Source organism: Bradyrhizobium sp. CCBAU 51765 (assembly GCF_015291725.1).
In the GTDB taxonomy this organism is placed as follows: Bacteria; Pseudomonadota; Alphaproteobacteria; order Rhizobiales; family Xanthobacteraceae; genus Bradyrhizobium; species Bradyrhizobium liaoningense.
Genome location: NZ_CP030038.1, coordinates 15,735 through 39,803 on the forward strand (window position 1 = coordinate 15,735; position 24,069 = coordinate 39,803).

Sequence of the window (24,069 nt, forward strand, 5' to 3'; positions counted from 1 at the left end):
CTTACTCCGCCACTCGCGCGGACTTGCCGGCCGCCGCCTCCGACCATTCGCCGACGACGCGGTCGAGGTCGCACAGATTCTGATGCATCTGCTCCAGGGAGAAACCGAGCGCGAAGAAGCGCTCGGCGGTGTCGCCGGGCTGGCCGCGAATCAGGCCGTCCTGGCGGACAGACGCGACCGCCTCGGCATAGTGCTGGAGCGCGACGTGGACCGGATGGATCGGCGGCGCGCCGGCGCCTTCACGCAAGGCGCTGGCGGCCGAACGCAAGAAACGCGCGATCACGGTCGAGACTTCCGCCAGCGGGCCTGCGAGCCGCGTCTGCACGTCGGCCGGCAGTGGCACCACGGTGGCCCGGCCGATCATCACGACGTCATGGCGCAGCCGCAGGATGGTCCGCAGCAGGGGGCCCGTGTCCGGGCCGCTCGACAGGCGCGCGGCGCGCTCGCGCTCGGCCTCGGAGCCGATCGCGTTGAGGCTGACCATGGCCGTGCCGATGCCGTCCTGGATCCGGTGCAGCGCGTCGTTGTCGCGGCCGCGCGTGAGGCCCGCGAGCAGCTCGGTGAAGGCATCCGCTATCAATTCGAGCAGCGTCGCCGCGCTGGCGCGGATCTGCCGCACCGCGCGCGAGGGCAGCACCAGGAACGAGACCAGCAGCCCCGTGACGGCGCCGACCGCGACCTCGCTGACCCGGTCGATCGCCGAGGTCATGGGATCGGCATGATGCAGGGTCGGGACCAGAAGCACGATCACCGCGGTGACCGTGGCCGCGCTGAGGCTCGGATTGATCGCGGCGATGAAGGCGAGCGGGGCGACGGAGAGCACCAGAAGCCCGAGCAGACCGGCTTCGCTGGAATAAGGGATCAGGATCGCGATGGCGCCGCCATAGACGGCGCCGCCGATGGTGCCCAGCATGTAGTCGCGCGTCGCCTTCAGCGAGCGCCCGACGCTCATCTGGGTCACGATCAGCGAGGTCAGCACCGCCCAGAGCGGCAGCAACAGATGCAGTGCGGTGGCGATCGCATAGGCCGCAGCCGCGGCCACCGTGACCCGGATCGCCAGCCCCAATTGCGTCCGCCGCGACCTGATGTGGTCGAACAGCTTATTTTTGAGTGCCATCGAAGTCCCGGTCCGATCCTGGAAGCCAAGCAAAAGCATGGCTGATGCCCGCAGCCCCAAGGCCGCTTGAAAGGCCAAATCAGCCCGCCTAACTTGCGCGCCAAAACGAGGAAACACGATGGCCCACGAAACCGCAACGCTCGCCGCCTATGTCTTCGACCTGAAATACCAGGATATTCCAGCGGAGGTGCTGGATCGCGCAAAAGTGCTGACGCTGGACTTCCTCGGCAGCGCGATCCGGGCGCGACGCGAGGCCGAATCGACCCCGTCGATGCTGAAAATGCTGGAGGCGCTGGCGCTCGACACCAAGGGCGAATCCACCGTGTTCGGCGATACCAAGACCTGGACGCCGGCGGTCGCGGCGCTGCTCAACGGCGCGCTTGGACATTCGCTCGATTTCGACGACACGCACGCCGATTCCTCCCTGCACCCGAGCGCTCCGGTGGTACCGGCGGCCTTCGCCGTCGGCGAGATGGTCGGCGCGTCCGGGCGCGACGTGCTGACCGCGATCGTCGCGGGTTATGAGGTCTGCTGCCGGCTCGGCAATGCGCTCGACCCGACCTCGCATTATGCGCGCGGCTTCCACCCCACCGCCACCGCGGGCACCTATGGCGCCGCGGCCGCCGCCGGAAAACTGTTCGGCCTCAGCGAGAAGCAGCTCATCGCCGCGTTCGGCGTTTCCGGCAGCCAGGCCGCGGGTTCGCTACAATTTCTGGTCAATGGCGCCTGGAACAAGCGCTACCAGGTCGGCGCCGCCGCGATGAACGGGGTGATCGCCGCAACGCTGGCGCGCAACGATTTCGTCGGCGCGACGGAATCGGTCGAGGGCAAGCACGGCCTGCTCGCCGGCTATACCGACGACGCGCATCCGGACAAGGCGGTGGCCGAGCTCGGCAAGACCTACGAGACCATGAAGATCGGCGTGAAGCCGTATCCGAGCTGCCGCTACACCCATGCGGCGATCGACGCGCTGATCGCGATGCGGCGCGAGCACAATCTGACGCCGGACCAGGTCAAGCGCGTCGAGATCGGCCTGCACCGCAACGGCATCACGCTGACCGGCGATGCCGCGACCAAGCGGCATCCGCGCTCGATCGTCGGCGGCCAGTTCTCGATGTTCTTCACCGGCGCGCTCGCGCTCGACCAGGGCTCGTTCGGCTGGGACGATTACAACCGGCTCGGCGATGCCGCGATCGACGCGCTGGCCGACAAGTTCGACGTGGTGCAGGACGATCGCCTGGAGATCGGCCGCACCCATCCGTTCGGCGCCCGTGTCAGCATCACCACGGACGATGGCGTGCATGAGCGGCTCTATGCCGATCCCTCGGGCGAACCGAATTCGTTTCCGGACACGCAGGCGATGCAGCAGAAATTCCTGACGCTGGCCCGCCCGGTGCTGAACGCACGGGCGGAGAAGTTTGCGGACGCGATCATGACGCTCGAGCGGTTCGATCGCGTCGCCAAGGCGACGGAATTGGGGAGGTCGTAAATTCCTTCCGCGAAGACGGTGCACCCTCGCCCCTTGTGGGAGAGGGTGGATGCGCGAAGCGCAGCCGGGTGAGGGGTCTCTCTCCGCGAGCACCTTCGCGCAGTTGAGTTCGCGGAGAGAAGGAAGTAGGGGCGAGCCTCGCTCTGTCGAGATCAATCCGCTCCGGCCAGCTTCCCCTTCTCGCGCGTCGCCGCCACCACCTCGCGCACGAGATCGAACACGCCATCGGCTTCCGGCGGCCAATTCGGCGAGCGTCCCATGCGCACGATCACCAGCTTCTCCGACGGGATCACGATGGTGTATTGCCCGATCGTGCCCTTGGCGAAGAAGGCATCGCGCGGCCAGCCGTGCTCCACGCGAAACTTCGCGCCAAAACTGTCGCCCTGGTTGGTCCAGAAGCCGGCGCCGATGCCCACCCACGCGTTCGGCGTGGGCGTGGCCGTGTAGCTCACCCAGCCCTCAGGAAGGATGCGCTTGCTGCCGGCGACGCCGTCATTGAGATAGAGCTGGCCGAAGCGCGCCCAGTCGCGTGCGGAGGCCAGCATCTCGCTCGATCCTTCGATCGTGCCCGAGCCGTCGAGCTGGAGCACGACATGGCGCATGCCGAGCGGACCGAACAATTCGTGGCGCGCGAAGCGGAGCGCGTCAGCGGGATTGCCGCCGGCGGCCACGCGGATCAGATGCGAGAGGATGAGGGTGTTGCCGTCGTGATAGTTCCAGGCCGTGCCAGGTGCGGTCTCGAGCGGGATGGTCTCGGCATAGCCGGCCATGTCGGACTCCACGAACTTCATCCGGTTGACCGGCTCGAACGCCGAGCCGAGCGAGGCCTGCAGCGAGCTGCCGAGCGCAAGGCCCGCTGTGTGACGCAGCAGATGATCGACGGTGATGGCATGGCGCGGGTCATCCGGATTCTGCCAGGCGGCAACCGGCGCGGGCCCATCGAGCCTGAGCTTGCCCTGGCGCACCAGCACGCCGATCAAGGCCGAGATCACCGACTTCGTCATGGAGAAGCCGAGCAGCGGCGTCTCAGGTCCAATGCCGTCGGCGTAGCGCTCGGCGATGATGCGACCGGCCTTCATCACGACGATGGCGCGGGTGCGGCGGTCAGGCGGCTGCGCGGGCTCGGTGAAGGCACGGTCGAGCGCGGCGGCAAGTGGGGGGCTTTGCGGCGGCACGATCGCGGGGCCGGCGATCTCGGGCAACAATGCCGGCTGCCCGCCGTCTGCAGGCGGCTCGACGACGGTAACGCCTGCGCCGTGCTCGAGCGTGCAGCCCAGGCCCTCGCGATAGACGGCGTGGCTGCGGCCGAGGCCGAACAGCGTCACGGTGACGTCCTTGCGGACGCGGTCGATCCTGTAGTCCATCGCCCAGCTGAACAGGCTGGTCCCGGGCATGGCGTCGCTGGTCTCGGCGAAGTTACGCCGGGGATCGAGATTCGACACGAACGTCTCGGAGCACAGGATGTCTGCGACGAAGCCGGTGGCGACCTTGGGGACGTCGCCGGCGCGGGCGGCGCCCAGCGCGATACCGGCAGCGGCGATGGTGGTGGTGAGCAGGACGATCTTGCGGCGGCGGGTCACGGGTTTCCTCTCCGGCTTGGGGGCATGGAGGGAGGAAGCCGGAACCGGCTGAGATGCGCTCGCCGGATTTGGAAAATGGCCTGCCGGAAACTGTATCGCAGCTCGCCGATTCTGAAATTACTTCGATATTACAATAGCCTATGAATCAGATCGCATTGACCTTGAGCCGTCGATATTCCGTCGGTGTCACGCCGGTCACCGCCTTGAAAGCGCGGTTGAACGGTCCGAGCGACTGGAAGCCGGCGTCCATGGCGATGGTGATGACGGGAACCGCCGCCTGGGCGGGATCGGCGAGCGCGGCCTTGGCCTCCTCGATCCGGTGATTGTTCAGGAACACATTGAAATTGCGATAGCCGAGCTGCTGGTTGATCAGCCGGCGCAGCCGGTACTCGGGAATCCTCAGCCGGCCCGCCAGCGCGCCGATGGTGATGTTCTCCTGGCGATAGACGCGCTCGTCCGCCATCAGCCGCATCAAGGCATCGATGAGCTTCCGGTCGGCGGATTCATCGACCGCCGCAGGCTGCGCCAGAATTGCCGGCGCCGCCGCCGACGCCGGAAACAGATCGGCGCCATCGACGCGCATCATCGCACAGGCAATGGCCGCAACGATGCAGGCGAGCACACCGGCATTGATCGTGTTGGCGACATCGCCTGCGCTGCCGGCAACGAGGATCTGAAGCAGCGCATTCAACCCGCCATAGAGCGCGGCGGCACAGACGATGAAGACACGAACATTGCGGCGGCGCTCGACCAGATCGGCCGACCACGAGGCGATCGTCTGCGCCACCGCGAGCGCGATGAAACCGAGCACGATCAGGTTCACTGCCGTCACGGAGAACCGCGCATTCCCGCCCGGCGCGATCCAGAGACACCCGACGAAGCTGAAGGCGGTCACCGCGGCCCAGATCAAACCGTGCCACCAGCGTAACCGGAACTCGTCGTCGAACAGCGCGCGTGTGAACAGCCAGAACACGACGATGTTTCCGGTCGAAAGCGCAATCAGCGGCGCGTGCCATGGCGAGGTCAGCGAAGGGACGCCGATGGAATAGCTCGCCGCATGCGCGGCCGAGCCCAGCGCGAACGCCGCGCCGAGGCGGGCAGCCAGCACATTGCGGAAATCGGAGAGCAATGACGCCGCCAGCACCAGCAGCAGCGCAACGCTGGCGGCGCGAAAGGCGAGCTCGGTTGCGGCAAGGGTCATCGGATGGGTCGAACGGTCGCAGTTGAAGGCAGCCGAACATCGTTGGTCGCGGCCGTTTTTTCAAGGCCATCGGCATGCAAGGGTTAGCGGAGCTTTGTCGCGACGGTGACGCCAAATCCTGCTACGATCGCGTCCAACAAAGCCAAAAGGAGTCCCACCCATGAGCTGGCAACCCTCGAACGATCCCGTGCTCGGCGATCCCATGTCCTGCGATGCGCTCGATCTCGTCATCGTCCCTCGGACGCGCGATCTCGGCGACGGATTCGCGGTGCGGCGGGCGCTGCCGCACGGCAAGCGGCAGATGGTGGGGCCCTTCATCTTCTTCGACCATTTCGGCCCGGTGCAGTTCGTCTCGGGCAAGGGCATGGACGTGCGTCCGCATCCGCATATCGGGCTTGCCACCGTCACCTATCTGTTCGACGGCGCGATCATGCATCGCGACAGCGAGGGCAACGTCCAGGAGATCGCGCCGGGTGCGATGAATCTGATGACGGCCGGCCGCGGCATCGCGCATTCCGAACGCACGCCGGATGCGCAGCGCGCCTCGGGCCAGAAGATGCTGGGATTGCAGAGCTGGATCGCGCTGCCGGCCGGATCGGAAGAGATCGCGCCGTCGTTCCAACACTACGCCGCCGGCGAACTGCCGATGATCTCCGAGCGTGATTTTACCGCACGCGTGATCGCAGGCTCGTCCTTCGGCATCGCCTCGCCCGTCACGATGGTGTCCCCCTGGTTCTACACCGAGGTCACGGCAGTCGCGGGCGCGACCGTGCCGCTCGATCCTGATCATGAGGAGCGCGCGATTTACGTGGTGGAGGGCGAGGTCGAGATCGCGAACGAACGTTACGAGGGGCCGCGGCTCCTGATCTTCCGGCCCGGCGACCGCATCACCGTGAAGGCGCTCAAGGCGACGCGGATGATGTTTCTTGGCGGCGACGCGCTGGAAGGACCGCGCCACATCTGGTGGAATTTCGTCTCCTCCAGCAAGGAGCGGATCGAGCAGGCCAAGCAGGACTGGAAAACCGGCCGCTTCGCCGCAGTTCCGCAGGAACACGAGTTCATTCCGCTGCCGGAATAGGCTAATCGGGTTTCCGGCTGCGCCATCCGGCGCGGCCGGTTCATTGCCTGAAGGCCCTGCCTGCGAAAGCCATACCGATGTCCACCATGCTCTCCAGCGACCTGCCCCTGCCCAAGATCGGACGCGGCAAGGTGCGCGATATCTACGCCGTCGACGATGACCGCCTGCTGCTGGTCACCACCGACCGCATCAGCGCCTTCGACGTGGTGATGGCCGAGACCATCCCGATGAAGGGTGCGGTGCTGACGCAGATCAGCGCGTTCTGGTTCAACGAGCTCGAAGGCGTGGTGCCGCACCACATGATCAGCGCGGACACCGACGAGATCGTTGAGGCCGTGCCGGCGTTGAAACCGCACCGCGCCGAGATCCTCGGCCGCGCCATGCTGTGCAAGCGGACCACCGTATTCCCGATCGAATGCGTGATCCGCGGCTATCTCTCAGGCTCCGCCTGGAAGGAATATGCCGCGAGCGGCACGCTGGCCGGCGAGAAGCTGAAGGCCGGCCTCGTCGAAAGCGAGAAGCTGGAGCCCGCGATCTTCAGCCCGGCGACCAAGGCCGAGAGCGGCCATGACGAGAACATCACCATCGCCAGGATGCGCGAAGTGGTCGGCGACGAGGTCGCCTACACGCTGGAGAGCATGACACGCGCGATCTACACGCTCGGCGAGGAGCTGGCACGGGAGCAGGGCATCATCATCGCCGACACCAAGTTCGAGTTCGGCCGCGACAAGGACGGCCGCATCATCCTGATCGACGAGGTGATGACGCCGGATTCCTCGCGCTTCTGGGCGGTGGATGCCTACAAGCCCGGCCAGCCGCAGGCGAGCTTCGACAAGCAGCCCTTGCGCGACTATCTCGACGTCGAACGCCGCGCCCGCCGCTGGAACGGCGACGCCCCGCCGCCGCCACTGCCGGCCAGCGTCGTCGATGCAACCAGCAAACGATACCTGGAAGCGTATCGGCGCGTGACCGGGACGGAGCTGAAGATCTAGTGCACGCTTTCGCCGTCCCGGCGCGACACGCTTGTCTCAGGCGTCCGACGGTATGATACGTTTGGCAGGGATCGACGGATGACCCGCTTCATCGCCGGGCGCGTGGTCCGCATCCAGAGCCAGCAGGAGTTCGGCAACACGGTTGGCGGATGCGGTCCATTCCGCGAGCTTGGCATAATTGTCCGTGAACCAGTTGAACGCGGTCTGGACCACGACGAATGCCGCTGAAGCCTGAACCACTTCGCCCAGCGTCATCGTGCCGCCAAGGTACTTGGGGAGGCAAAGCAGCAGACCGACCACCGGCGTCACCAGAAGACCTGTATAAGTGACCAGCGTCATCCGCATCAATTGCCAGCAGTAGATTCGCCAGATCGCAATCACGGCTTTCAAGGCAGCGCCAACGGCGTGACGGCCGTTCGTGCCGGCCTCCTGCACCACCTTGCCTTCGCCGACCTCGCGGACATGCGTTCCAATCGCCCGCAGTTCGGCTTCCATGCGCTTGTTTTCCTCGATGACCCGCGTCAGACGGCCGGCCGTCAGCCAGATGCCGATCACCAGCAGCGTGGAGTACGCGATCACGGCAAGGACGAGATAACCGGGAATTGCAAAGGCGATACCGTCGAAATCGATTTCTAGGCTGCCACCGACCGACCATAGCACCCCGACGAACGTTGCGATCGTGAGCACCGATTGAAGCAGGCCGGTCGCCAGATCGATCGGGAGGTCCGTCGCGACCTTGGCATCCTCGGCGATGCGATATTCCGGCGCCTCGTGATGTCCCTCGATGGCGCCACGCCTCGGAGGACGATCATCCGCCAGCCAGTCGCTATAGAGGCGGTTGCTCAGCCACTCGCGCCAGGAACGCTGCAGGGTCATGCGCGCCCACACCGAGAACACGGCCAGGGCGATGCTCGCCGCAGCCAGCGGCGGAAACCGGAACGCCTGGGACAGAAGCTCCGCCTGGTCCTTCCGGCCAATGGCGTTGAAGAAGTCACGATTCCAGAAATTGAGTCCGTACTGCGTGAGGAGCTGCAGGATGACGTTGACGATCAACGCGACCACCAGCAGCCACGCTGTCCACGCCGTTGGTCCGCGCCAGTATCCCGAGGCGCTTTGCCAGAAGCGGCCTAGAAGTTGCTTTTCACCCGAAGCGAAAGAAATCCTCGTCAGCATTCGAGAGCCGCAATCTTGCGCGTGCCACCATATGATGCCGTTCTTGCTAGACTATGCTGTCTCGCCTGAGGTCTCTTGATCTGCGTCAAGCGAGGTGCGACGCACCATCGTGCTCCGCCGCGCTTCACGCCTGCAACATAGACCCGATCGACCAGCCAGCATCTCGGCTTGTCGGACTGCGGTCGTCGCTTCGACGATGCCGGCCTTATCAGTTCGGCTCACCCGGCCAAGCAGCACGAGAGAGAATGGCAGCCATCACGCACTAGTGAAAGTTACAACAGGACAGCCGCTGCGCTTGCGCGTGAACACAAAGGCCGGCAGGTGCGACCAACATTCTACAGCGGAAGAGTTGGCAACAGCGCCTGCCTCAGCCGGCCGCATGTCAGGAGGTTCGAGGCAGCATTTTGGTATCGAAGGAGACACCATATGCAGCTGAAAGATAAAGTCGGACGGGTCGCGGCAACGGGTCGAAGCTGCCAGAACTGGAAGAAGGACCAGGAGCTGGTCATTTCGCTGCTCAACAAGATCTCCATTTCCGACGGTGGCGCTGAGAACATGCTCAAACCGCAGCTGGTCGTGACCGGTCACGCCAGCGATAGCCTCTACACCTCGATTCTGTATTTCCAAAAGAAGAACTTTCCCGGCACGCCCGACGGTTACATTCGGCCTGTGGGCCCGACATTCAAGCGGCTCGTTGAACTGTCGACAAAGGCGGCCGCCAAGCCCGCCCCGCAAAAAGGCCAGTGGGATGCCGTCGCTACTCCATCCGTCAATGCTGCGCTCGGCAAAGGCCTCGCCGACGATTCAAAGCTGGATTACGCGGAAGTGGTCGATATCGTCCGGGCCACCGTCACGGACGGCATGGTCACCGCATTCGAGCTGGACGACCTGCTCACCATTGCGAATACCTCCAGAACGCTCTCCCCCACTTCGAAAAAGCTCATCACCCTTTTCGTCGGCGACGAAAAGAAGAAGTGGCTCGGGATCGGACCGTACGATCTCAATTCGGATCACAAGAAAATCGCTGCAGAAATGGTCTGCGATTTCCTCAAGAACACGAGGACCACGTTCTTTCCGAAGCTCGACCCGCACCGCGTCGGCATAGGTATTCTCAGGCGCATCGCGAAGCCGAGCCTCATCGATCAGGATAAAGGGAGTCTGTGCGGGCCCTCCGCGCTGATGTTCAGCTACGCATCCGATAAGCCGGGGCACTACGCGCGGTTCGCGATCGACCTGTATCAAAAGGGACAGGCGACTCTTGGCCGCCTGCTGATCAAGCCGGGAAAGGATGTGAGGAACTACACGCCGCCCTGGTCGCTGGATCACGTCGATTGGCTGACGTGCGCCTCCATACGCGATTCAGAGAATTGGTTCCTCGATTTCGACGACACGGGCAGAATCAGCGATCTTGCCGGCGTCACCCTGCCGAGCGAGATGGAGCAATGGTTCCGCAAGGCCGGATACCGGGACGTGCGCGAGAACACCAACATTTCGCGATTCAACAAAGGCATCGCCGATGTAAACGAAGCCAACACCCTGCTCGACAAGGGGTATCGCGTATGCCTCTTCATAAGCGCCAATATGACGGACTATGATGATCAGTCCGATAAAGGCTCCGCGTTCACGATGCACTGGGTCGTGCTGCGCGAGAAGATACAGGTCGCGAACGGGTACGTGAAGGCGAAGGTTTTCTCATGGGGCAATGGAGATTACGAGATCCCGCACCCGAATAAAGCCGGCGCCATAAAGCCCCTCGCCACCAAGGACTTTCTCATGAATTTTTACGGGTACGTTGCTGCCAAGGCGTGATTGGCGTGAAGCCTTGACTGATCCCGCCTTCGACGGCCGCGCGTGTGCCGGCCGGCGAAAAAATGCGGGTCGTGAAGGCGAAGGTAGCGGCACAAACTTCGAGCTTGATCTCGAACGTGATCGCACCATGAGGATGGTGCCTAACCAGCCGGAATGGGTCCTTCGTCCCAACAGGTCGTAAAACGAGACCGGGGGCTACACCCCCGCCATCATCACGTATTTGATCTCGACATACTCCTCCATGCCGTGATGCGAGCCTTCGCGCCCGAGGCCGCTCTCCTTGACGCCGCCGAAGGGCGCAACCTCCGTGGTGATGAGGCCGGTGTTGACGCCGACCATGCCCGACTCCAGCGCCTCGGCGACGCGCCAGACGCGGCCGAGATCGCGGGAATAGAAGTAGGAGGCCAGGCCGAACGGCGAGGCGTTGCACATCGCAATCACATCGGCTTCGTCCTTGAAGCGGATGACAGGCGCGAGCGGGCCAAAGGTTTCCTCCTGCGCCACCAGGGAGTCCGGCTTGACGTCGGCCAGCACCGTCGGCTCGAAGAACGAGCGTCCGAGCTCGCTGCGCTTGCCGCCGGTGACGACCTTGGCGCCGCGCTTCACCGCATCGGCGATGTGGCGCTCCACCTTGTCGACGGCCTTCATGTTGATCAGCGGCCCCTGGGTGACGCCGCTCTCGGTGCCGTCGCCGACCTTCATCGCCGCGACCTTCTTCGACAGCTTCTGCACGAACTCGTCGTAGATCTTGTCCTGGGCGTAGAGGCGGTTGGCGCAGACGCAGGTCTGGCCCATGTTGCGGTATTTCGAGACGATCGCGCCTTCGACCGCGGCATCGATGTCGGCATCGTCGAACACCACGAACGGCGCATTGCCGCCGAGCTCGAGGCCGAGCCGCTTCACACCGACCGAAGCCTGCTGATACAGGATCTTGCCGACCGCGGTCGAGCCGGTGAAGCCGACGAAGCGCACGGCCGGATGCTCGCACAACACCTTGCCGATCGGCGGGGCATCGCCGGTGACGATGTTGAAGACGCCCTTGGGCACACCCGCCTTCTCGGCGAGCGCGGCAAGCGCGAGCGCCGACAGCGGCGTCTCGTTGGCGGGCTTGAGCACCACGGTGCAGCCGGCGGCGAGCGCCGGGGACACCTTGCGCGTGATCATCGAGTTCGGGAAATTCCACGGCGTGATCGCACCGCAGACGCCGATCGGTTGCTTGATCGCGAGCAGCCGCGCATCGGGACGTTGGGTCGGGATGGTCTCGCCATAGACGCGGCGCGCCTCCTCGGCGAAGAACTCGACATAGGCGCCGCCGATGTCGACCTCGCCGAGTGCCTCGGTGAGCGGCTTGCCCTGCTCGGAGGTGAGGATCAGCGCAAGGTCCTCGCGATTGGCGACGATCAGCTCGAACCATTTGCGCAGGATGTTGGAGCGCTGCTTGGCGGTGTGCTTGGCCCAAGTCGGAAAGGCGCGCTCGGCGGCTTCGACCGCCCTGGTCGTCTCCTCGGCACCAAGCTGCGGAACCTTGGCGAGCTCGATGCTGGTGGCGGGATTGTTGACCGCAAAGACCGGCGTGCCGACCCAGGCGCCGTCGATGTAGCAGGCCTCCCTCAAAAGCGACGGATCCTTCAACCGGTCGCGCAGATTGGATGTGGCTTGTGGGGCGCGTGCGGTGGCAGTCGGGGTCATGGCGTTACTCCCTGGGGACGATCGGATCGGCCGGAATATAGGGACAGACGATGCGCAATGCATCGCCCTGCAACGCACGTCAGATGGCGGCCAGACTGGCAGCGGCCTTACGCCGCGCCGCTCATATAGGTCTCACGCCGGCCGATCATGCGCTCGGCCGCGGCCTTGGCATCGGCCTTCGTGGACGTCGCGCACGTGCGGTATTCGAGATCGGGGACTGAAGAGGTGTCGCGGCGGCCGAACCATGACCTCGAGCCGACCGGCAGCAGCGCCAGCGCCTGGGCCAGATTGTCGACGGCGCCGAACGAATAGAGTGCGCCGGTGCCGGCGATGCGGACCTCGTAAATACCGGGCGAAATGGGCGCCTCCAGGTTCTCGCCGCGTCCCTGACGGGGATAGCGCTTCCAGTCGCTCCAGGTCGAAATCATCTGAGGTCCCCCTCGCCACCCATCCTCGGACGGCAACATTTGCATCAAGTCCTGACCGGCCCATGGATCGGACCGGGTGCTGAACGCGGCAGCTCACGAAATGTTTCAGGCGTCCGAAACCGCGTGAAACCTATCGCCTGGAGCCCCATCCAAGGTGAGGGCGACGCGCGGGCATCCACCGCAGATTGCAGAGGAGTGTCGCCGCCCAGCCCCGTTGTCGTCCTGCGTGGGACCAAGACCGTCAAGTCACGACATCGCGACCGGCGCATGCGCGTAGATGCGCTTGCCGCACGGGGCATGTGGGACGACAATCGATCACTTCCAACAATAATCAAACCCGAGGAAACGCCATGCAAGGCAAAGCACAGATCGACGAGATTCTGCGTCAGAAGAGCGAGGCCAAGGAGATTCCGGGCGTCGTCGCGATCGCCGCGAGCGGTAACGACGTGCTGTATCAGGGCGCGTTCGGCCAACGCGACCTGTCCAAGCCCGACGCGATGACCGATGACAGCGTGTTCTGGATCGCATCGATGACGAAGGCGGTGACCACAGCGGGCGCGATGCAGCTGGTCGAGCAGGGCAAGCTGTCGCTGGATACGCCGATCGGTGACGTCCTGCCCGATCTCGCCAATCCGCAGGTGCTGGAAGGCTTCGATGCCAACGGCGAGGCGAAGCTGCGCCCGGCGAAGGGACCGATCACGCTGCGCCAGCTCATGACCCACACCGCGGGCTTCTGCTACAATATGTGGAACGGCGATCTCGCGGTCTATCTGGACAAGAACGGCATCCCCGCCATCACCACCTGCCAGAATGCGGCACTGAAGACCCCGATCATGAGCGACCCCGGCACGCGCTGGGAATACGGCACCAATATCGATTTCGTCGGCAAGGCCGTGGAAGCCGCCAGCGGCAAGCGGCTGGATGCCTATCTGCGCGACAATCTGTTCAACCCGCTTGGCATGAACGACACGGCCTTCAAGATCACCGACGACATGCGCAAGCGCCTGGTCGGCATGCACGCGCGCGGTGAGGACGGCCAGCTCGCCGCCATCCCGTTCGAGCTCGAACAGGAGCCGGAATTCCACATGGGTGGCGGCGGCCTCTACTCGACCGCGGCCGACTACATCAAGTTCACCCAGATGATCCTCAACAAGGGCCGCGGCAACGGCAACCAGGTGCTGAAGGCCGAGACCGTCGCGACCATGGGCCAGAACCACATCGGCGATCTCGCCATGGGCAAGATGACGACGGCGGCGCCGATGTACACCAACGACGTCGATCTCTATCCGGAGCAGGTGAAGAAGTGGGGCCTCAGCTTCATGATCAACACCGCCAAGACCGCCGAGGGGCGTAGCGCCGGCAGCCTCGCCTGGGCGGGCCTCGCCAACACCTATTACTGGATTGACCCGGCCCGCGACATCACCGGCGTGATCCTGATGCAGCTGTTGCCATTCGCGGATGCGAAATGCCTGGGGGCCTTCGCAGGTTTCGAGCGCGGCGTTTATGCCGGGCTGGATGCGGCTGGAAGCGGGCAGAAGGCGGCCTGAAGGGCGCGGCGCTCACCAACCCGTCTTGGCCGGGCTCGTCCCGCCTGCGCGGCCGAAGCCGCTTCGGCGCGGCGAAGGCCCGGCCATCCACGTGCAGCCGCACGGGCACAAAGACGTGGATGCCCGGGCCAAGCCCGGGCATGACGACTGAGAGACTATGCTGGGTATTCTGACGAGAGGATTTCGACTTGGCTGATAATTTGGCTGATAAAGCGGACAGCTACGTTTGCGGCATCTCGGACGCGCCGCTGCTCGGCGACACCATCGGCCGCAGCCTCGACCGGGCTGTGCGGCGCTGGGGCGATCGCGAAGCCCTCATCTCACCCAGCCATGGCGTGAGATGGACATGGTCGGAATTGGCCGAGCGGGTCGATGCGCTCGCCGCCGGCTTCCTGGCGCTCGGTCTCGAGCGGGGGCAACGGATCGGAATCTGGTCGTTGAACCGACCGGAATGGACGCTGACCCAGTTCGCCGCCGCCAAGGCCGGCCTCATCCTGGTGACGATAAATCCCGCCTATCGCTTGAGCGAGCTGGAATTTGCGCTTCGCAAGGTCGGCTGCACCGCGATCGTCACCGCGACCGCGTTCAAGACCAGCAACTACATGGAGATGCTCAACACGCTGTTGCCGGAGCTGGCGGACGCCAAGCCCGGACAGTTACAGGCGGCACGGCTGCCGGCCTTGCGGATGGTGATCCAGATCGGCGGCCCTGCGGCGTCAGGCACGATCCCTTTCGACGAGGTCGCGCGCATGGGCAGAGCGGCGCATCGCGAACAGCTGGCCGCGCTCGGCGCCGCCCTGCAATTCGACGATCCCGTCAACATCCAGTTCACCAGTGGCACGACGGGATCGCCCAAGGGGGTGACGCTGACCCATCACAACATCCTCAACAACGGCTATTTCACCGGCCGGGCCATGCGCCTCACCGAGCAGGACCGCATCTGCATTCCGGTGCCGCTCTATCATTGCTTCGGCATGGTGATGGGCAACCTAGCCTCCGTCACGCTCGGCGCCGCGATGGTCTATCCCGGCGAGGGGTTTGACGCACTCACGACGCTGCGTACGATTGAACAGGAGAAATGCTCAGCGCTCTACGGCGTGCCGACCATGTTCATCGCCGAGCTCGACCACCCCGAGTTCAAGACGTTCGACCTGAAGTCGCTGCGCACCGGCATCATGGCCGGCGCCCCCTGCCCGATCGAGGTGATGAAGCGCGTCAACAACGCGATGAACATGCGCGAGGTCACCATCGCCTACGGCATGACCGAGACCAGTCCGGTCAGCTTCCAGAGCGCGGTGGACGATCCGCTGGAGCGCCGCGTCTCCACGGTCGGACGGATCCATCCGCATGTCGAGGTCAAGGTCGTCGATCTCGAGGGCAAGATCGTCAAGCGCGGCGAGCGGGGCGAGCTGTGTACCCGCGGCTACAGCGTCATGCTGGGCTATTGGGAGGAGAGCGAGAAGACCGCCGACGTGCTCGATGCGAACGGCTGGATGCACACCGGCGACCTCGCCACCATCGACGACGAGGGCTATTGCAACATCGTCGGCCGCATCAAGGACATGGTGATCCGCGGCGGCGAAAACCTCTATCCGCGCGAGATCGAGGAGTTTCTGTACCGTCACCCCAAGATCCAGGATGTGCAGATCTTCGGCGTGGCCGACACCCGCTACGGCGAAGAGCTGTGCGCCTGGGTCCACGTCAGGCAGGGCGAGACGCTGACTGCCGAGGAGGTCCGCGCCTTCTGCGAAGGCCAGATCGCCCACAACAAGATCCCTCGCTACGTCGAATTCGTCGACGAATTCCCGATGACCGTGACCGGAAAGATCCAGAAATTCCTGATGCGCGAGGAAGTCGAGCAGCGACTCGGATTGAAGGCAGCGAAGACGGCGTGAGGGGTTGAACGCACTCCCTACACGATGACTGTCATTCCCCGCGCAGGCGGGGAATCCAGTACGCCGCGGCTTCTCGATCGATCGCAGCCGGCTCGGAGTACTGGATCGCCCGGTCTTCGCCGGGCGATGACAGCTGAGGATGGGCGCGACCTCGTCTATCCCGTGAGCCCGCGCTGTTGCGCCAGCTCCTTCAACGACACCTGCGGGCGGGCGCCGATGTGCTGAATCACTTCGGCGGCGGCGAGTGCGCCGAGTTCGCCGCACTGCTTGTAGGCGAGATTGCGCGCCAGGCCGAACAGGAAGCCGGCAGCGAAGAGATCGCCGGCGCCGGTGGTGTCGACCACCTTGTCGACCGGGAATGCCGGCGCGGCAACGGCGTCTTCCACCGAGACCACCATGCAGCCCTTCTCGCTGCGGGTGACGACGCCGAGATTGACGTCGTTGCGCAGCTGCTTCAGCGCGGTGTCGAAATCCGAGGTCATGTAGAGCGAATGCAGCTCGGACTCGTTGGCGAAGACGATGTCGACAGTGCCGTTGCGCATCAACGAGAGAAACTCGTCGCGATAGCGGTCGACGCAGAAGGAATCCGACAGAGTCAGCGCCACCTTGCGCTTGGCGTCATGGGCGATCTGGGCCGCCTTGACGAAGGCATCCTTGGCGTTCTTGGGGTCCCAGAGATAGCCCTCGAGATAGACGATGCCGGCCGCAGCGACCTCGGCGGGGTCGATGTCGGCGGGCGACAGGTCCTGCGCCGCGCCGAGATAGGTGTTCATGGTGCGCTCGCCGTCGCCGGTGACCAGGATGTAGGAGCAGCCGGTGGCAGGGCCGTCCTTGGCGGCGGGCGTGTCGAAGGCGACGCCAGCGGCGCGGATGTCATGGACATAGAGCTTGCCGATCTGATCGTCCTTGACCTTGCCGACATAGGCGGCGCGGGCGCCCAGGCTGCCGACGCCGACGATGGTGTTGGCAGCCGAGCCGCCCGAGACTTCCGTGGCCGGACCCATGTCCTTGTAGATGGCGGCCGCGCGAGCCTCGTCAATCAGCGACATGCTGCCCTTGGCCATGCCATGCCTGGCCAGAAAGGCCTCGTCGGTCCTGACCAGCACGTCGAACAGCGCGTTACCGATGCCGAGAACGTCATATTTCACGTCAGACATTCACCTTGATCCTGTTTGCCGGATTGCGATCCCTGCGGAAATCCGCTTCCTGTCGGCCTGAAATCCAAGCTCGCGGCCTATCATGACCGGGCCGGCGCGGGCAAGCAACGGTATGATAAAGGGCCGATGATCCGCTCCTTCCTCACCGTCTCGACGGGAACGCTGGCCTCGCGGCTGCTGGGTTTTGCCCGCGATTCCATGATTGCGGCGCTGCTCGGCACCGGCGCCGTGGCGGATGCGTTTCTCGCGGCGTTTCAGCTCGTCAACGTGGTGCGCCGGCTGCTCAGCGAGGGCGCGCTGAACGCTGCGCTGATCCCGGCCTGGCTGCGCATCAGGGATCGCGACGGCGCGGCAGCCGCGGCGGCGTTCGCCGGGCGCGTGCTCGGCACGGTCAGTGCGGCCCTGATCGCGATGTCGATCCTGCTCGCATTGTTGATGCCGCTGGTCATCACGGTCGTCGCACCGGGCTTCCTTGGCAGCGGCACGCTCGATCGCGCGGTCGAGAGTGCGCGGCTGATGCTGCCTTATCTCGCCTTTGCCGGCCCGGTCACCGTGCTGATGGGATTGCTCAATGCGCAGGGCCGCTTCGCGCTGACGGCGTTCTCGCCCCTGTTGTTCAACATCGCGCTGATCGCCGCGATCGCGGTGCTGCTCGCCTGGCAGGCTGACGCCAGTCTCGCTGCGTGGGTGCTGGCGGCCACCGTCGGCATTGCCGGCCTGCTGCAACTCCTGATGCTGCTGTCGCAGCGAAGCGCGCATCTTGCAACGCCGCTGCGCGCCAGTTTCGACAAGGAGATGCGCGGCTTCTTCGCCAAGGCGATCCCCGGCATGCTCGCAAGCTCGGGTCCGCAATGGCTGATGGTCGCGGGCGCGATCATCGCCTCCGCGACACCGTCGGCGGTGTCCTGGCTGTATTTCGCCAACCGCCTGATCGAGCTGCCGCTCGGTATCGTCGGCGTCGCCATGGGCACGGTACTGGTGCCGGAGCTGACGCGCGCCGTGAGCAGCGGCGATCGCGACGCCGTGGCGCATGCCGAATCGCGCGCGCTGGAGCTTGCGGCCGGGCTGGCGCTGCCCGCGACGCTCGGCCTGGCCGTGCTGGCCGAGCCGATCGTGCGGCTGCTGTTCGAGCATGGCGCGTTTGGCGCGCATGACAGCGCGGCGACGGCGCATGCGTTGATGTGGTTGGCGCTGGGCCTGCCGGCGCACGTGCTGATCAAGGCCTTGTCGCCTGCCTTTTATGCCCGCAGCGACACGATGACGCCGCTGCTGGCCACGGCCAAAGGCTTCGTGGTCGCGGTCGTGCTTGCCATCCTATTGGGCCATCTCTTCGGCACGAGCGGGATCGCCGCAAGCATCGCCGCCGGCGCCTGGGGCAGCGCGCTCGCGCTGCTCCGCAAGGGCACGCGCGAGTTCGGTTTCTCGGTCGATGCGAGCGCCCGCAAGCGGCTGCCGCGGATCGCGCTCGCCGCTGCTGCCATGGGCACTCTGCTCTGGCTGACTGCAGGCCTCGTGCCGGCCGGGGCCCATGGCTTCATCGATTTCATCGTGCTCGGCGCGCAGATCGCGGCCGGAATCGCCGTTTACAGCCTGCTGCTGCAGCTCCTCGGAGCGGCGTCCTGGCGCGAAGCGGTCAACGCCCTGAAGCGGCCTGTCCCGCACGACCGGCACGACTGACCTCGCGAATTGCCCTTGACGGGGCAGCGCCGCTGTTGGAAACGACGGCCGAATAGCTTCAGGAAGGCTTGCCAGGAAAACTAACCATGCCATTCGTTGAACGGGTCTTTTCGGGCGTCCAGCCGACGGGCAATCTGCACCTCGGCAACTATCTCGGCGCGATCGTCAACTTCGTGAAGATGCAGGAGACCCACAACTGCATCTATTGCGTCGTCGACATGCACGCGATCACACAGGGCGTCGACGTCTGGGGCGGCCCGGCCGAGCTCACGCGCAGCACCCGCGAGGTGACCGCCGCGTTCATCGCTGCCGGCATCGATCCCAAGAAGCACATCGTGTTCAACCAGAGCCAGGTCTCGGGCCATGCCGAGCTCGCCTGGATCTTCAACTGCGTCGCCCGGATGGGCTGGCTCGGCCGCATGACCCAGTTCAAGGAGAAGGCTGGCAAGGACCGCGAGAACGCGTCCGTTGGCCTGTTCGACTATCCCGTGCTGATGGCCGCCGACATCCTGCTGTACCGCGCCACCCACGTTCCGGTCGGCGAGGACCAGAAGCAGCATCTCGAGCTCTCGCGCGACATCGCGCAGAAGTTCAACAACGACTTCGGCGACTCGATCCGCAGCCAGGGTGCCAATGACGGCCTGTTCTTCCCGCTGCCGGAACCCCTGATCACGGGCCCGGCGACGCGCGTGATGAGCTTGCGCGACGGCACCAAGAAGATGTCGAAGTCGGACGCCTCCGACAATTCGCGCATCAACCTCACCGACGACGCCGACACCATCGCGCAGAAGATCCGCAAGGCGAAGACCGATCCGGAGCCGCTGCCGACCGAGGAGAAGGGTCTCGAAGCGCGCCCCGAGGCCGACAATCTCGTCGGCATCTTCGCCGCGCTCTCCGGCCGCTCCAAGGCCGAGGTGCTCCGCGACTTCGGCGGCGGCCAGTTCTCCAGCTTCAAGAACGCGCTGGCGGAGCTGTGCGTCACCAAGCTCGCGCCGATCGCCGGCGAGATGAAGCGCCTCGTCGCCGACCCCGGCCATATCGACGCGATCCTCATCGACGGCTCCGACCGGGCCCGCGCCATCGCCGACGAGACGATGAAGCTCTCCAAGGACATCGTCGGCTTCATCCGCCGTCGCTAAGGCGCGCTTCGCAACACCGGCCGGCGCCACGGCGCCCGCCGCTTCGCCTCTCCCAAACGTCGCGGGAGTGTGGCAGCATGGTCCCCATGCACATTCCGGGACATGCATGACCAGCAAGCGACTTTGCTACGAGCCGGGCCACAAGCCCAAATGCCTCGTCATCGTCGATGACACCGCCGAATGGGATCGCGCCGTCTATTACGCCAGCCGCTGGGCGATCCGCGCCGGCGGCGGCGTGGTGATGCTGCGCATCATCGAGCCGGAGCAGCAGAGCCAGGAATGGCTTGGCGTCGCCGACATCATGCGCGCCGAGGCCCAGGAAGCGGCGGAAGCCGCGCTCGACCGCGCCGCCGGCCGCGCCAACGGCATCGCCGCGATCACGCCGGAACGGGTGATCCGGGAAGGCGCCGCCATGGAACAGCTGCTCGCAGTGATCGATGAGGACCCCGACATCGCGATGCTGGTGCTCGCTGCCAGTCCCGGCGCGGAAGGGCCTGGCCCCCTGGTCGCATTGCTGGCGCACGAGTTGGGCACATTCCCGGTGCCGGTGACCATCATCTCGGGCGCGCTAAGCGACGAAAGCGTGGATTCGCTGTCGTAGCCACGCCGCCTCTGACCCTCCCCTGGAGGGGGAGGGTCGGCTCATGTTGAGCGAAGCGAGACATGAGACGGGGTGGGGTGACGGTCTCTCCGCCTCAAACAGTGCCCGAGTGGAGAGATCACCCCACCCCGCTCGCGCTTCGCGCGATCGACCCTCCCCCTCCAGGGAAGGATGAGCCGAGCCCAAGCCTCTGAAAACCCTGGACTAATATCCCACCTCCCCTTGATCGTGCGTTCGCCGTCGCCATCTGCTAGTGGATAGGCACGCGCCGGCCTTGAACCGGCGACGTCTGGAGAAAACCATGTTCATTCAAACCGAAGCCACCCCCAATCCCGCCACGCTGAAGTTCATTCCGGGCCGCGTCGTGGTCGACGGCAGCCCCGTGGAGTTTTCGAGCCGCGAAGCCGCAGGCCGTTCGCCGCTCGCCGAAAAGCTGTTCGACGTGCCCGGCGTCACCGGCGTGTTCTACGGATCGGACTTCATCACCGTGACCAAGGCGAGCGGTGAATGGCAGCAGCTCAAGCCTGCGATCCTCGGTGCCATCATGGAGCACTACATGTCGGGCGCGCCGCTGCTTGCCGACGGCGCAGCGCAGGGCGATGCCGATCTCGACGACGAGGACGAGTTCTTCGACGAGGCCGACGCCGAGACGGTCGACATGATCAAGGATCTGATCGAGACCCGGGTGCGGCCGGCGGTCGCCAATGACGGCGGCGACATCACCTTCCGCGGCTTCAAGGACGGCATCGTCTATCTCAACATGAAGGGCGCCTGCTCCGGCTGCCCGTCATCGACGGCGACGCTCCAGCACGGCATCCAGAACCTGCTCAAGCACTTCGTGCCCGACGTGGTCGAAGTCCGGCCGATGTGACGACGAAGTCGTCATTCCGGGATGGTGCGTTAGCACCAGACCCGGAATCTCGAGATTCCGGGTTCGGTCCTACGGACCGCCCCGGAATGACGGTTGTTGTAGGATGGCATATCGGGGGCCCGCAAATCGTGCGTGATGAATGGCGGATGGGCGCTTGGTTCGCTAGACTGTTCGCCATTCGCCACTCGCCATTTGCTTTTTCATGCTGATCCTCGCCATCGATACTGCGCTCGACGCCTGCGCGGCCGCCGTGCTCGACACCGAAACGGCCGAACTGCGCGCGCAGGAATCACTGCTCATGAAGCGCGGCCACGCCGAGGCCCTGATGCCGATGATCGCGCGGGTGATGCAATCGGCCAATCTCGCCTTCACCGCGCTCGACCGTATCGCCGTCACCGTCGGTCCCGGAAGCTTCACGGGCCTGCGCGTCGGCATTTCGGCTGCGCGCGGCCTTGCGCTCGCGGCCGGGCGGCCGGCCGTCGGCCTGACCACCTTGTCGGCCTATGCCGCCGCCGCCGTGGGCCAGAGCGGAACGGCGCCCGTGCTCTCCGCAATCGATGCGCGGCACGATCACGTCTATTTCCAGATCGTCGCCGGCGACGGCAGCCAACTGGTGCGACCTAAGGTCGCCAGCATCGACGAGGCGATCGCGGCCTCGCAATTCGGCGCGCCGCACCTGGTCGGCAACGCCGCAAGGATCCTCGCCGATCGTTGGCCGAAGGATGGACCCCAACCTGTTGCGGTCGACGCGCAGCCCGCGCCCGATATCAGCTGGATCGCCTGGCTCGGTGCGGCGGCCAATCCCGACACCACGCCGGCGCGGCCGTTCTATCTGAAGGCGCCCGATGCAAAGCCGGCGACACAGAAACCGCTCGCGGCGCAAGCCGCAACCTCATGATGGGATGGCTGTCGGAGTGGTGGCACGGCGGCAGCGCCGTCGTCGAGCCCGCGACCTTGCGCGATGCCGCGCGGCTCGCGCAGCTGCACGGCGCCTCCTTCGCGCATGGCTGGGGCGAAGGCGAATTCGAGAGCATGATCAGCGAGCGCAACACGCTGGTGCATCGCTTGCGTCTCGGCCGCAAGACGATCGGCTTTGCGGTGTCGCGGATCGGCGCGGACGAAGCGGAAATTCTCTCGATTGCGGTGGACGGGGCCTATCGCGGCCGCGGCTTCTCCCGCACGCTGCTGATGACCCATCTCGGCCACCTCGCCGGGCGCGGCGTGCGCACAATATTTCTCGAGGTGGAGGAAAATAACCAGCCGGCGCGGCGGCTCTACGACGGGTGCGGATTCGTGGTGGTCGGGCGCCGCGATCGCTACTATAAGCAGCCCAACGGGGAACAATTGAACGCCCTTCTGATGCGACGTGACTTGTCGTAACATCGGTGGCAGAAAGCGCCCGCCAGGCAGACAACGCTATGACCACATTGAAACCTTCCTCTGCATCCAAGGCGTCCGACATCGAGGCGCGCTGTGCCGCCACGGGCATGCGCATGACCGAGCAGCGCCGCGTCATCGCCCGCGTGCTCGCGGAAGCGATCGATCATCCCGATGTCGAGGAACTCTACCGGCGCTGCGTCGCGGTCGACGACAAGATCTCGATCTCGACTGTCTATCGCACCGTGAAATTGTTCGAGGATGCCGGCATCATCGAACGCCACGATTTCCGCGAGGGCCGCGCGCGCTACGAGCAGATGCGCGACAGCCATCACGACCATCTCATCAATCTGCGCGACGGCAAGGTGATCGAGTTCACCTCCGAGGAGATCGAGAAGCTCCAGGCGGAGATCGCCCGCAAGCTCGGCTACCGTCTGGTCGATCACCGGCTTGAGCTCTATTGCGTCCCGCTCGACGACGACAAGCCGACGAACTGATCGGGCATGACCTTGTCGGAAAACCGCTTCACACTTTTCCGGGTCATGCCTTAGTGCCGATCGACCTCATCATCTTCGACTGCGACGGCGTGCTCGTGGACAGCGAGGTGATCTCCTGCCGCGCGCATGCGGATGTACTGACGCGGCACGGATATCCGATCACGTCGGAGCAGGTGTTCGAGCGCTTCCTCGGCCGTTCGACGAAGCAGGCCAATCTCGAGATCGAGGCCGAGCTGGGCCGCAAGCTGCCCGAGGCCTATCATGGCGACTTGCAGGATGAGCTGTTCCGGTCGTTCGAGGCCGACCTGGAAGCGATCCGCGGCATCCACGATGTGCTCGACGTCGTCACGCAAGCCGTCTGCGTCGCCTCGAGCGGCTCGCATCAGCGCATGCGCGTGAGCCTGGGAAGCACCGGGCTCTACGAGCGCCTGGCACCGAACATCTTCTCGGCCTCGCAGGTGAAGAACGGCAAGCCGGCACCGGACCTGTTCCTGTTCGCGGCGAACGAAATGGGCGTGCCACCCGAGCGCTGCGTCGTGATCGAGGACAGCCTGGCCGGCATCGCTGGCGCGCGGGCGGCGGGAATGACCGTGTTCGGCTTTTACGGAGGCAGCCATTGCGGGGACGGCCATGCCGAGACCCTGCGGCAGGCTGGCGCCGACCTGACCTTTGCCGACATGCACCAGCTCCCGGAGTTGCTCCGGCGGGTCGAGGCAAAGGCCCTGGCGGGCTGATTATTGCTGTCATTCCTG

21 protein-coding genes are annotated in these 24,069 nt (G+C 65.1%); 14 read left to right on the forward strand and 7 right to left on the reverse strand.

Features of this window, described 5'->3' with window-relative positions; translation table 11 throughout:
• Nucleotide 1 precedes the first annotated feature (1 nt).
• Entirely contained in the window at nucleotides 2-1,117 is a 1,116-nt protein-coding gene (locus tag XH96_RS00065; RefSeq protein ID WP_194390535.1) for an aromatic acid exporter family protein, read from the reverse strand.
• Between the two features lie 118 nt (nucleotides 1,118-1,235).
• Here XH96_RS00065 and XH96_RS00070 point away from each other — a divergent pair, with 118 nt between their 5' ends.
• Nucleotides 1,236-2,606 carry an MmgE/PrpD family protein gene (locus XH96_RS00070; RefSeq protein WP_194390536.1) on the forward strand — a complete coding sequence of 457 codons (1,371 nt, stop codon included), beginning with the start codon at nucleotides 1,236-1,238 and terminating at the stop codon, nucleotides 2,604-2,606.
• A gap of 152 nt (nucleotides 2,607-2,758) precedes the next feature.
• Here the strand turns inward: XH96_RS00070 and XH96_RS00075 are convergent, their stop codons facing one another.
• Together XH96_RS00075 and XH96_RS00080 are read right to left on the reverse strand one after the other, a co-directional pair.
• Nucleotides 2,759-4,186 (reverse strand): serine hydrolase, encoded by a 1,428-nt coding sequence (locus tag XH96_RS00075; RefSeq protein ID WP_194390537.1) that lies wholly within the window; start codon nucleotides 4,184-4,186, stop codon nucleotides 2,759-2,761.
• A gap of 145 nt (nucleotides 4,187-4,331) precedes the next feature.
• Nucleotides 4,332-5,387, reverse strand: a complete 1,056-nt coding sequence (locus XH96_RS00080; RefSeq protein WP_194390538.1) for a helix-turn-helix domain-containing protein — start codon at nucleotides 5,385-5,387, stop codon at nucleotides 4,332-4,334.
• Nucleotides 5,388-5,547: 160 nt separating this feature from the next.
• On the opposite strand from XH96_RS00080, the gene XH96_RS00085 reads away from it, so the two are divergent.
• Nucleotides 5,548-6,465: a pirin family protein gene (locus tag XH96_RS00085; protein WP_028178100.1), complete on the forward strand. Its 918-nt coding sequence runs from the start codon at nucleotides 5,548-5,550 to the stop codon at nucleotides 6,463-6,465.
• Nucleotides 6,466-6,542: 77 nt separating this feature from the next.
• Nucleotides 6,543-7,457, forward strand: coding sequence for a phosphoribosylaminoimidazolesuccinocarboxamide synthase (locus tag XH96_RS00090; protein ID WP_194390539.1), 915 nt, complete (start codon nucleotides 6,543-6,545; stop codon nucleotides 7,455-7,457).
• Between the two features lie 36 nt (nucleotides 7,458-7,493).
• On the opposite strand, the gene XH96_RS00095 is transcribed toward XH96_RS00090, so the two are convergent.
• Nucleotides 7,494-8,630, reverse strand: coding sequence for an SbmA/BacA-like family transporter (locus XH96_RS00095; protein ID WP_194390540.1), 1,137 nt, complete (start codon nucleotides 8,628-8,630; stop codon nucleotides 7,494-7,496).
• Nucleotides 8,631-9,056: 426 nt separating this feature from the next.
• Here XH96_RS00095 and XH96_RS00100 point away from each other — a divergent pair, with 426 nt between their 5' ends.
• The gene (locus tag XH96_RS00100; protein WP_194390541.1) at nucleotides 9,057-10,439 is read left to right on the forward strand and encodes a hypothetical protein; all 1,383 of its coding nucleotides are present in this window, start codon (nucleotides 9,057-9,059) and stop codon (nucleotides 10,437-10,439) included.
• Between the two features lie 195 nt (nucleotides 10,440-10,634).
• Here the strand turns inward: XH96_RS00100 and XH96_RS00105 are convergent, their stop codons facing one another.
• Complete coding sequence (locus tag XH96_RS00105) at nucleotides 10,635-12,128, reverse strand: NAD-dependent succinate-semialdehyde dehydrogenase (RefSeq protein WP_194390542.1); 1,494 nt, start codon at nucleotides 12,126-12,128, stop codon at nucleotides 10,635-10,637.
• A 107-nt stretch (nucleotides 12,129-12,235) separates the two neighbouring features.
• A complete protein-coding gene (locus XH96_RS00110; RefSeq protein WP_131870409.1) occupies nucleotides 12,236-12,556 on the reverse strand; it encodes a hypothetical protein in 321 nt (106 codons plus the stop codon).
• A 350-nt stretch (nucleotides 12,557-12,906) separates the two neighbouring features.
• Between XH96_RS00110 and XH96_RS00115 the strand changes: the two genes are divergently transcribed.
• Both XH96_RS00115 and XH96_RS00120 read left to right on the forward strand, forming a co-directional pair.
• Nucleotides 12,907-14,103, forward strand: a complete 1,197-nt coding sequence (locus XH96_RS00115) for a serine hydrolase (RefSeq protein ID WP_194390543.1) — start codon at nucleotides 12,907-12,909, stop codon at nucleotides 14,101-14,103.
• A 200-nt stretch (nucleotides 14,104-14,303) separates the two neighbouring features.
• Nucleotides 14,304-15,998, forward strand: coding sequence for an AMP-binding protein (locus XH96_RS00120; protein ID WP_194393974.1), 1,695 nt, complete (start codon nucleotides 14,304-14,306; stop codon nucleotides 15,996-15,998).
• Between the two features lie 155 nt (nucleotides 15,999-16,153).
• Here XH96_RS00120 and XH96_RS00125 read toward each other — a convergent pair whose 3' ends face one another.
• Nucleotides 16,154-17,155, reverse strand: a complete 1,002-nt coding sequence (locus XH96_RS00125; protein WP_194390544.1) for an adenosine kinase — start codon at nucleotides 17,153-17,155, stop codon at nucleotides 16,154-16,156.
• Between the two features lie 126 nt (nucleotides 17,156-17,281).
• Between XH96_RS00125 and murJ the strand changes: the two genes are divergently transcribed.
• From murJ to XH96_RS00165, 8 genes are all read left to right on the forward strand, one after another.
• On the forward strand, nucleotides 17,282-18,832 hold the full coding sequence (murJ, locus tag XH96_RS00130) for a murein biosynthesis integral membrane protein MurJ (RefSeq protein ID WP_194390545.1): 1,551 nt from the start codon (nucleotides 17,282-17,284) through the stop codon (nucleotides 18,830-18,832).
• Between the two features lie 86 nt (nucleotides 18,833-18,918).
• Nucleotides 18,919-19,971 (forward strand): tryptophan--tRNA ligase, encoded by a 1,053-nt coding sequence (gene trpS / locus XH96_RS00135; protein ID WP_194390546.1) that lies wholly within the window; start codon nucleotides 18,919-18,921, stop codon nucleotides 19,969-19,971.
• 106 nt (nucleotides 19,972-20,077) lie between these two features.
• The gene (locus XH96_RS00140) at nucleotides 20,078-20,572 is read left to right on the forward strand and encodes a universal stress protein (protein WP_194390547.1); all 495 of its coding nucleotides are present in this window, start codon (nucleotides 20,078-20,080) and stop codon (nucleotides 20,570-20,572) included.
• Nucleotides 20,573-20,873: 301 nt separating this feature from the next.
• On the forward strand, nucleotides 20,874-21,443 hold the full coding sequence (locus tag XH96_RS00145; RefSeq protein WP_194390548.1) for a NifU family protein: 570 nt from the start codon (nucleotides 20,874-20,876) through the stop codon (nucleotides 21,441-21,443).
• A 202-nt stretch (nucleotides 21,444-21,645) separates the two neighbouring features.
• Nucleotides 21,646-22,341: a tRNA (adenosine(37)-N6)-threonylcarbamoyltransferase complex dimerization subunit type 1 TsaB gene (gene tsaB / locus XH96_RS00150; protein WP_194390549.1), complete on the forward strand. Its 696-nt coding sequence runs from the start codon at nucleotides 21,646-21,648 to the stop codon at nucleotides 22,339-22,341.
• Nucleotides 22,338-22,823 carry a ribosomal protein S18-alanine N-acetyltransferase gene (gene rimI, locus XH96_RS00155; RefSeq protein WP_194390550.1) on the forward strand — a complete coding sequence of 162 codons (486 nt, stop codon included), beginning with the start codon at nucleotides 22,338-22,340 and terminating at the stop codon, nucleotides 22,821-22,823. The genes tsaB and rimI overlap by 4 nt, the downstream gene beginning before the upstream one ends.
• A gap of 38 nt (nucleotides 22,824-22,861) precedes the next feature.
• A complete protein-coding gene (locus XH96_RS00160) occupies nucleotides 22,862-23,317 on the forward strand; it encodes a Fur family transcriptional regulator (protein ID WP_061879908.1) in 456 nt (151 codons plus the stop codon).
• A gap of 53 nt (nucleotides 23,318-23,370) precedes the next feature.
• Nucleotides 23,371-24,051, forward strand: coding sequence for an HAD family hydrolase (locus XH96_RS00165; protein ID WP_194390551.1), 681 nt, complete (start codon nucleotides 23,371-23,373; stop codon nucleotides 24,049-24,051).
• Nucleotides 24,052-24,069 lie beyond the last annotated feature (18 nt).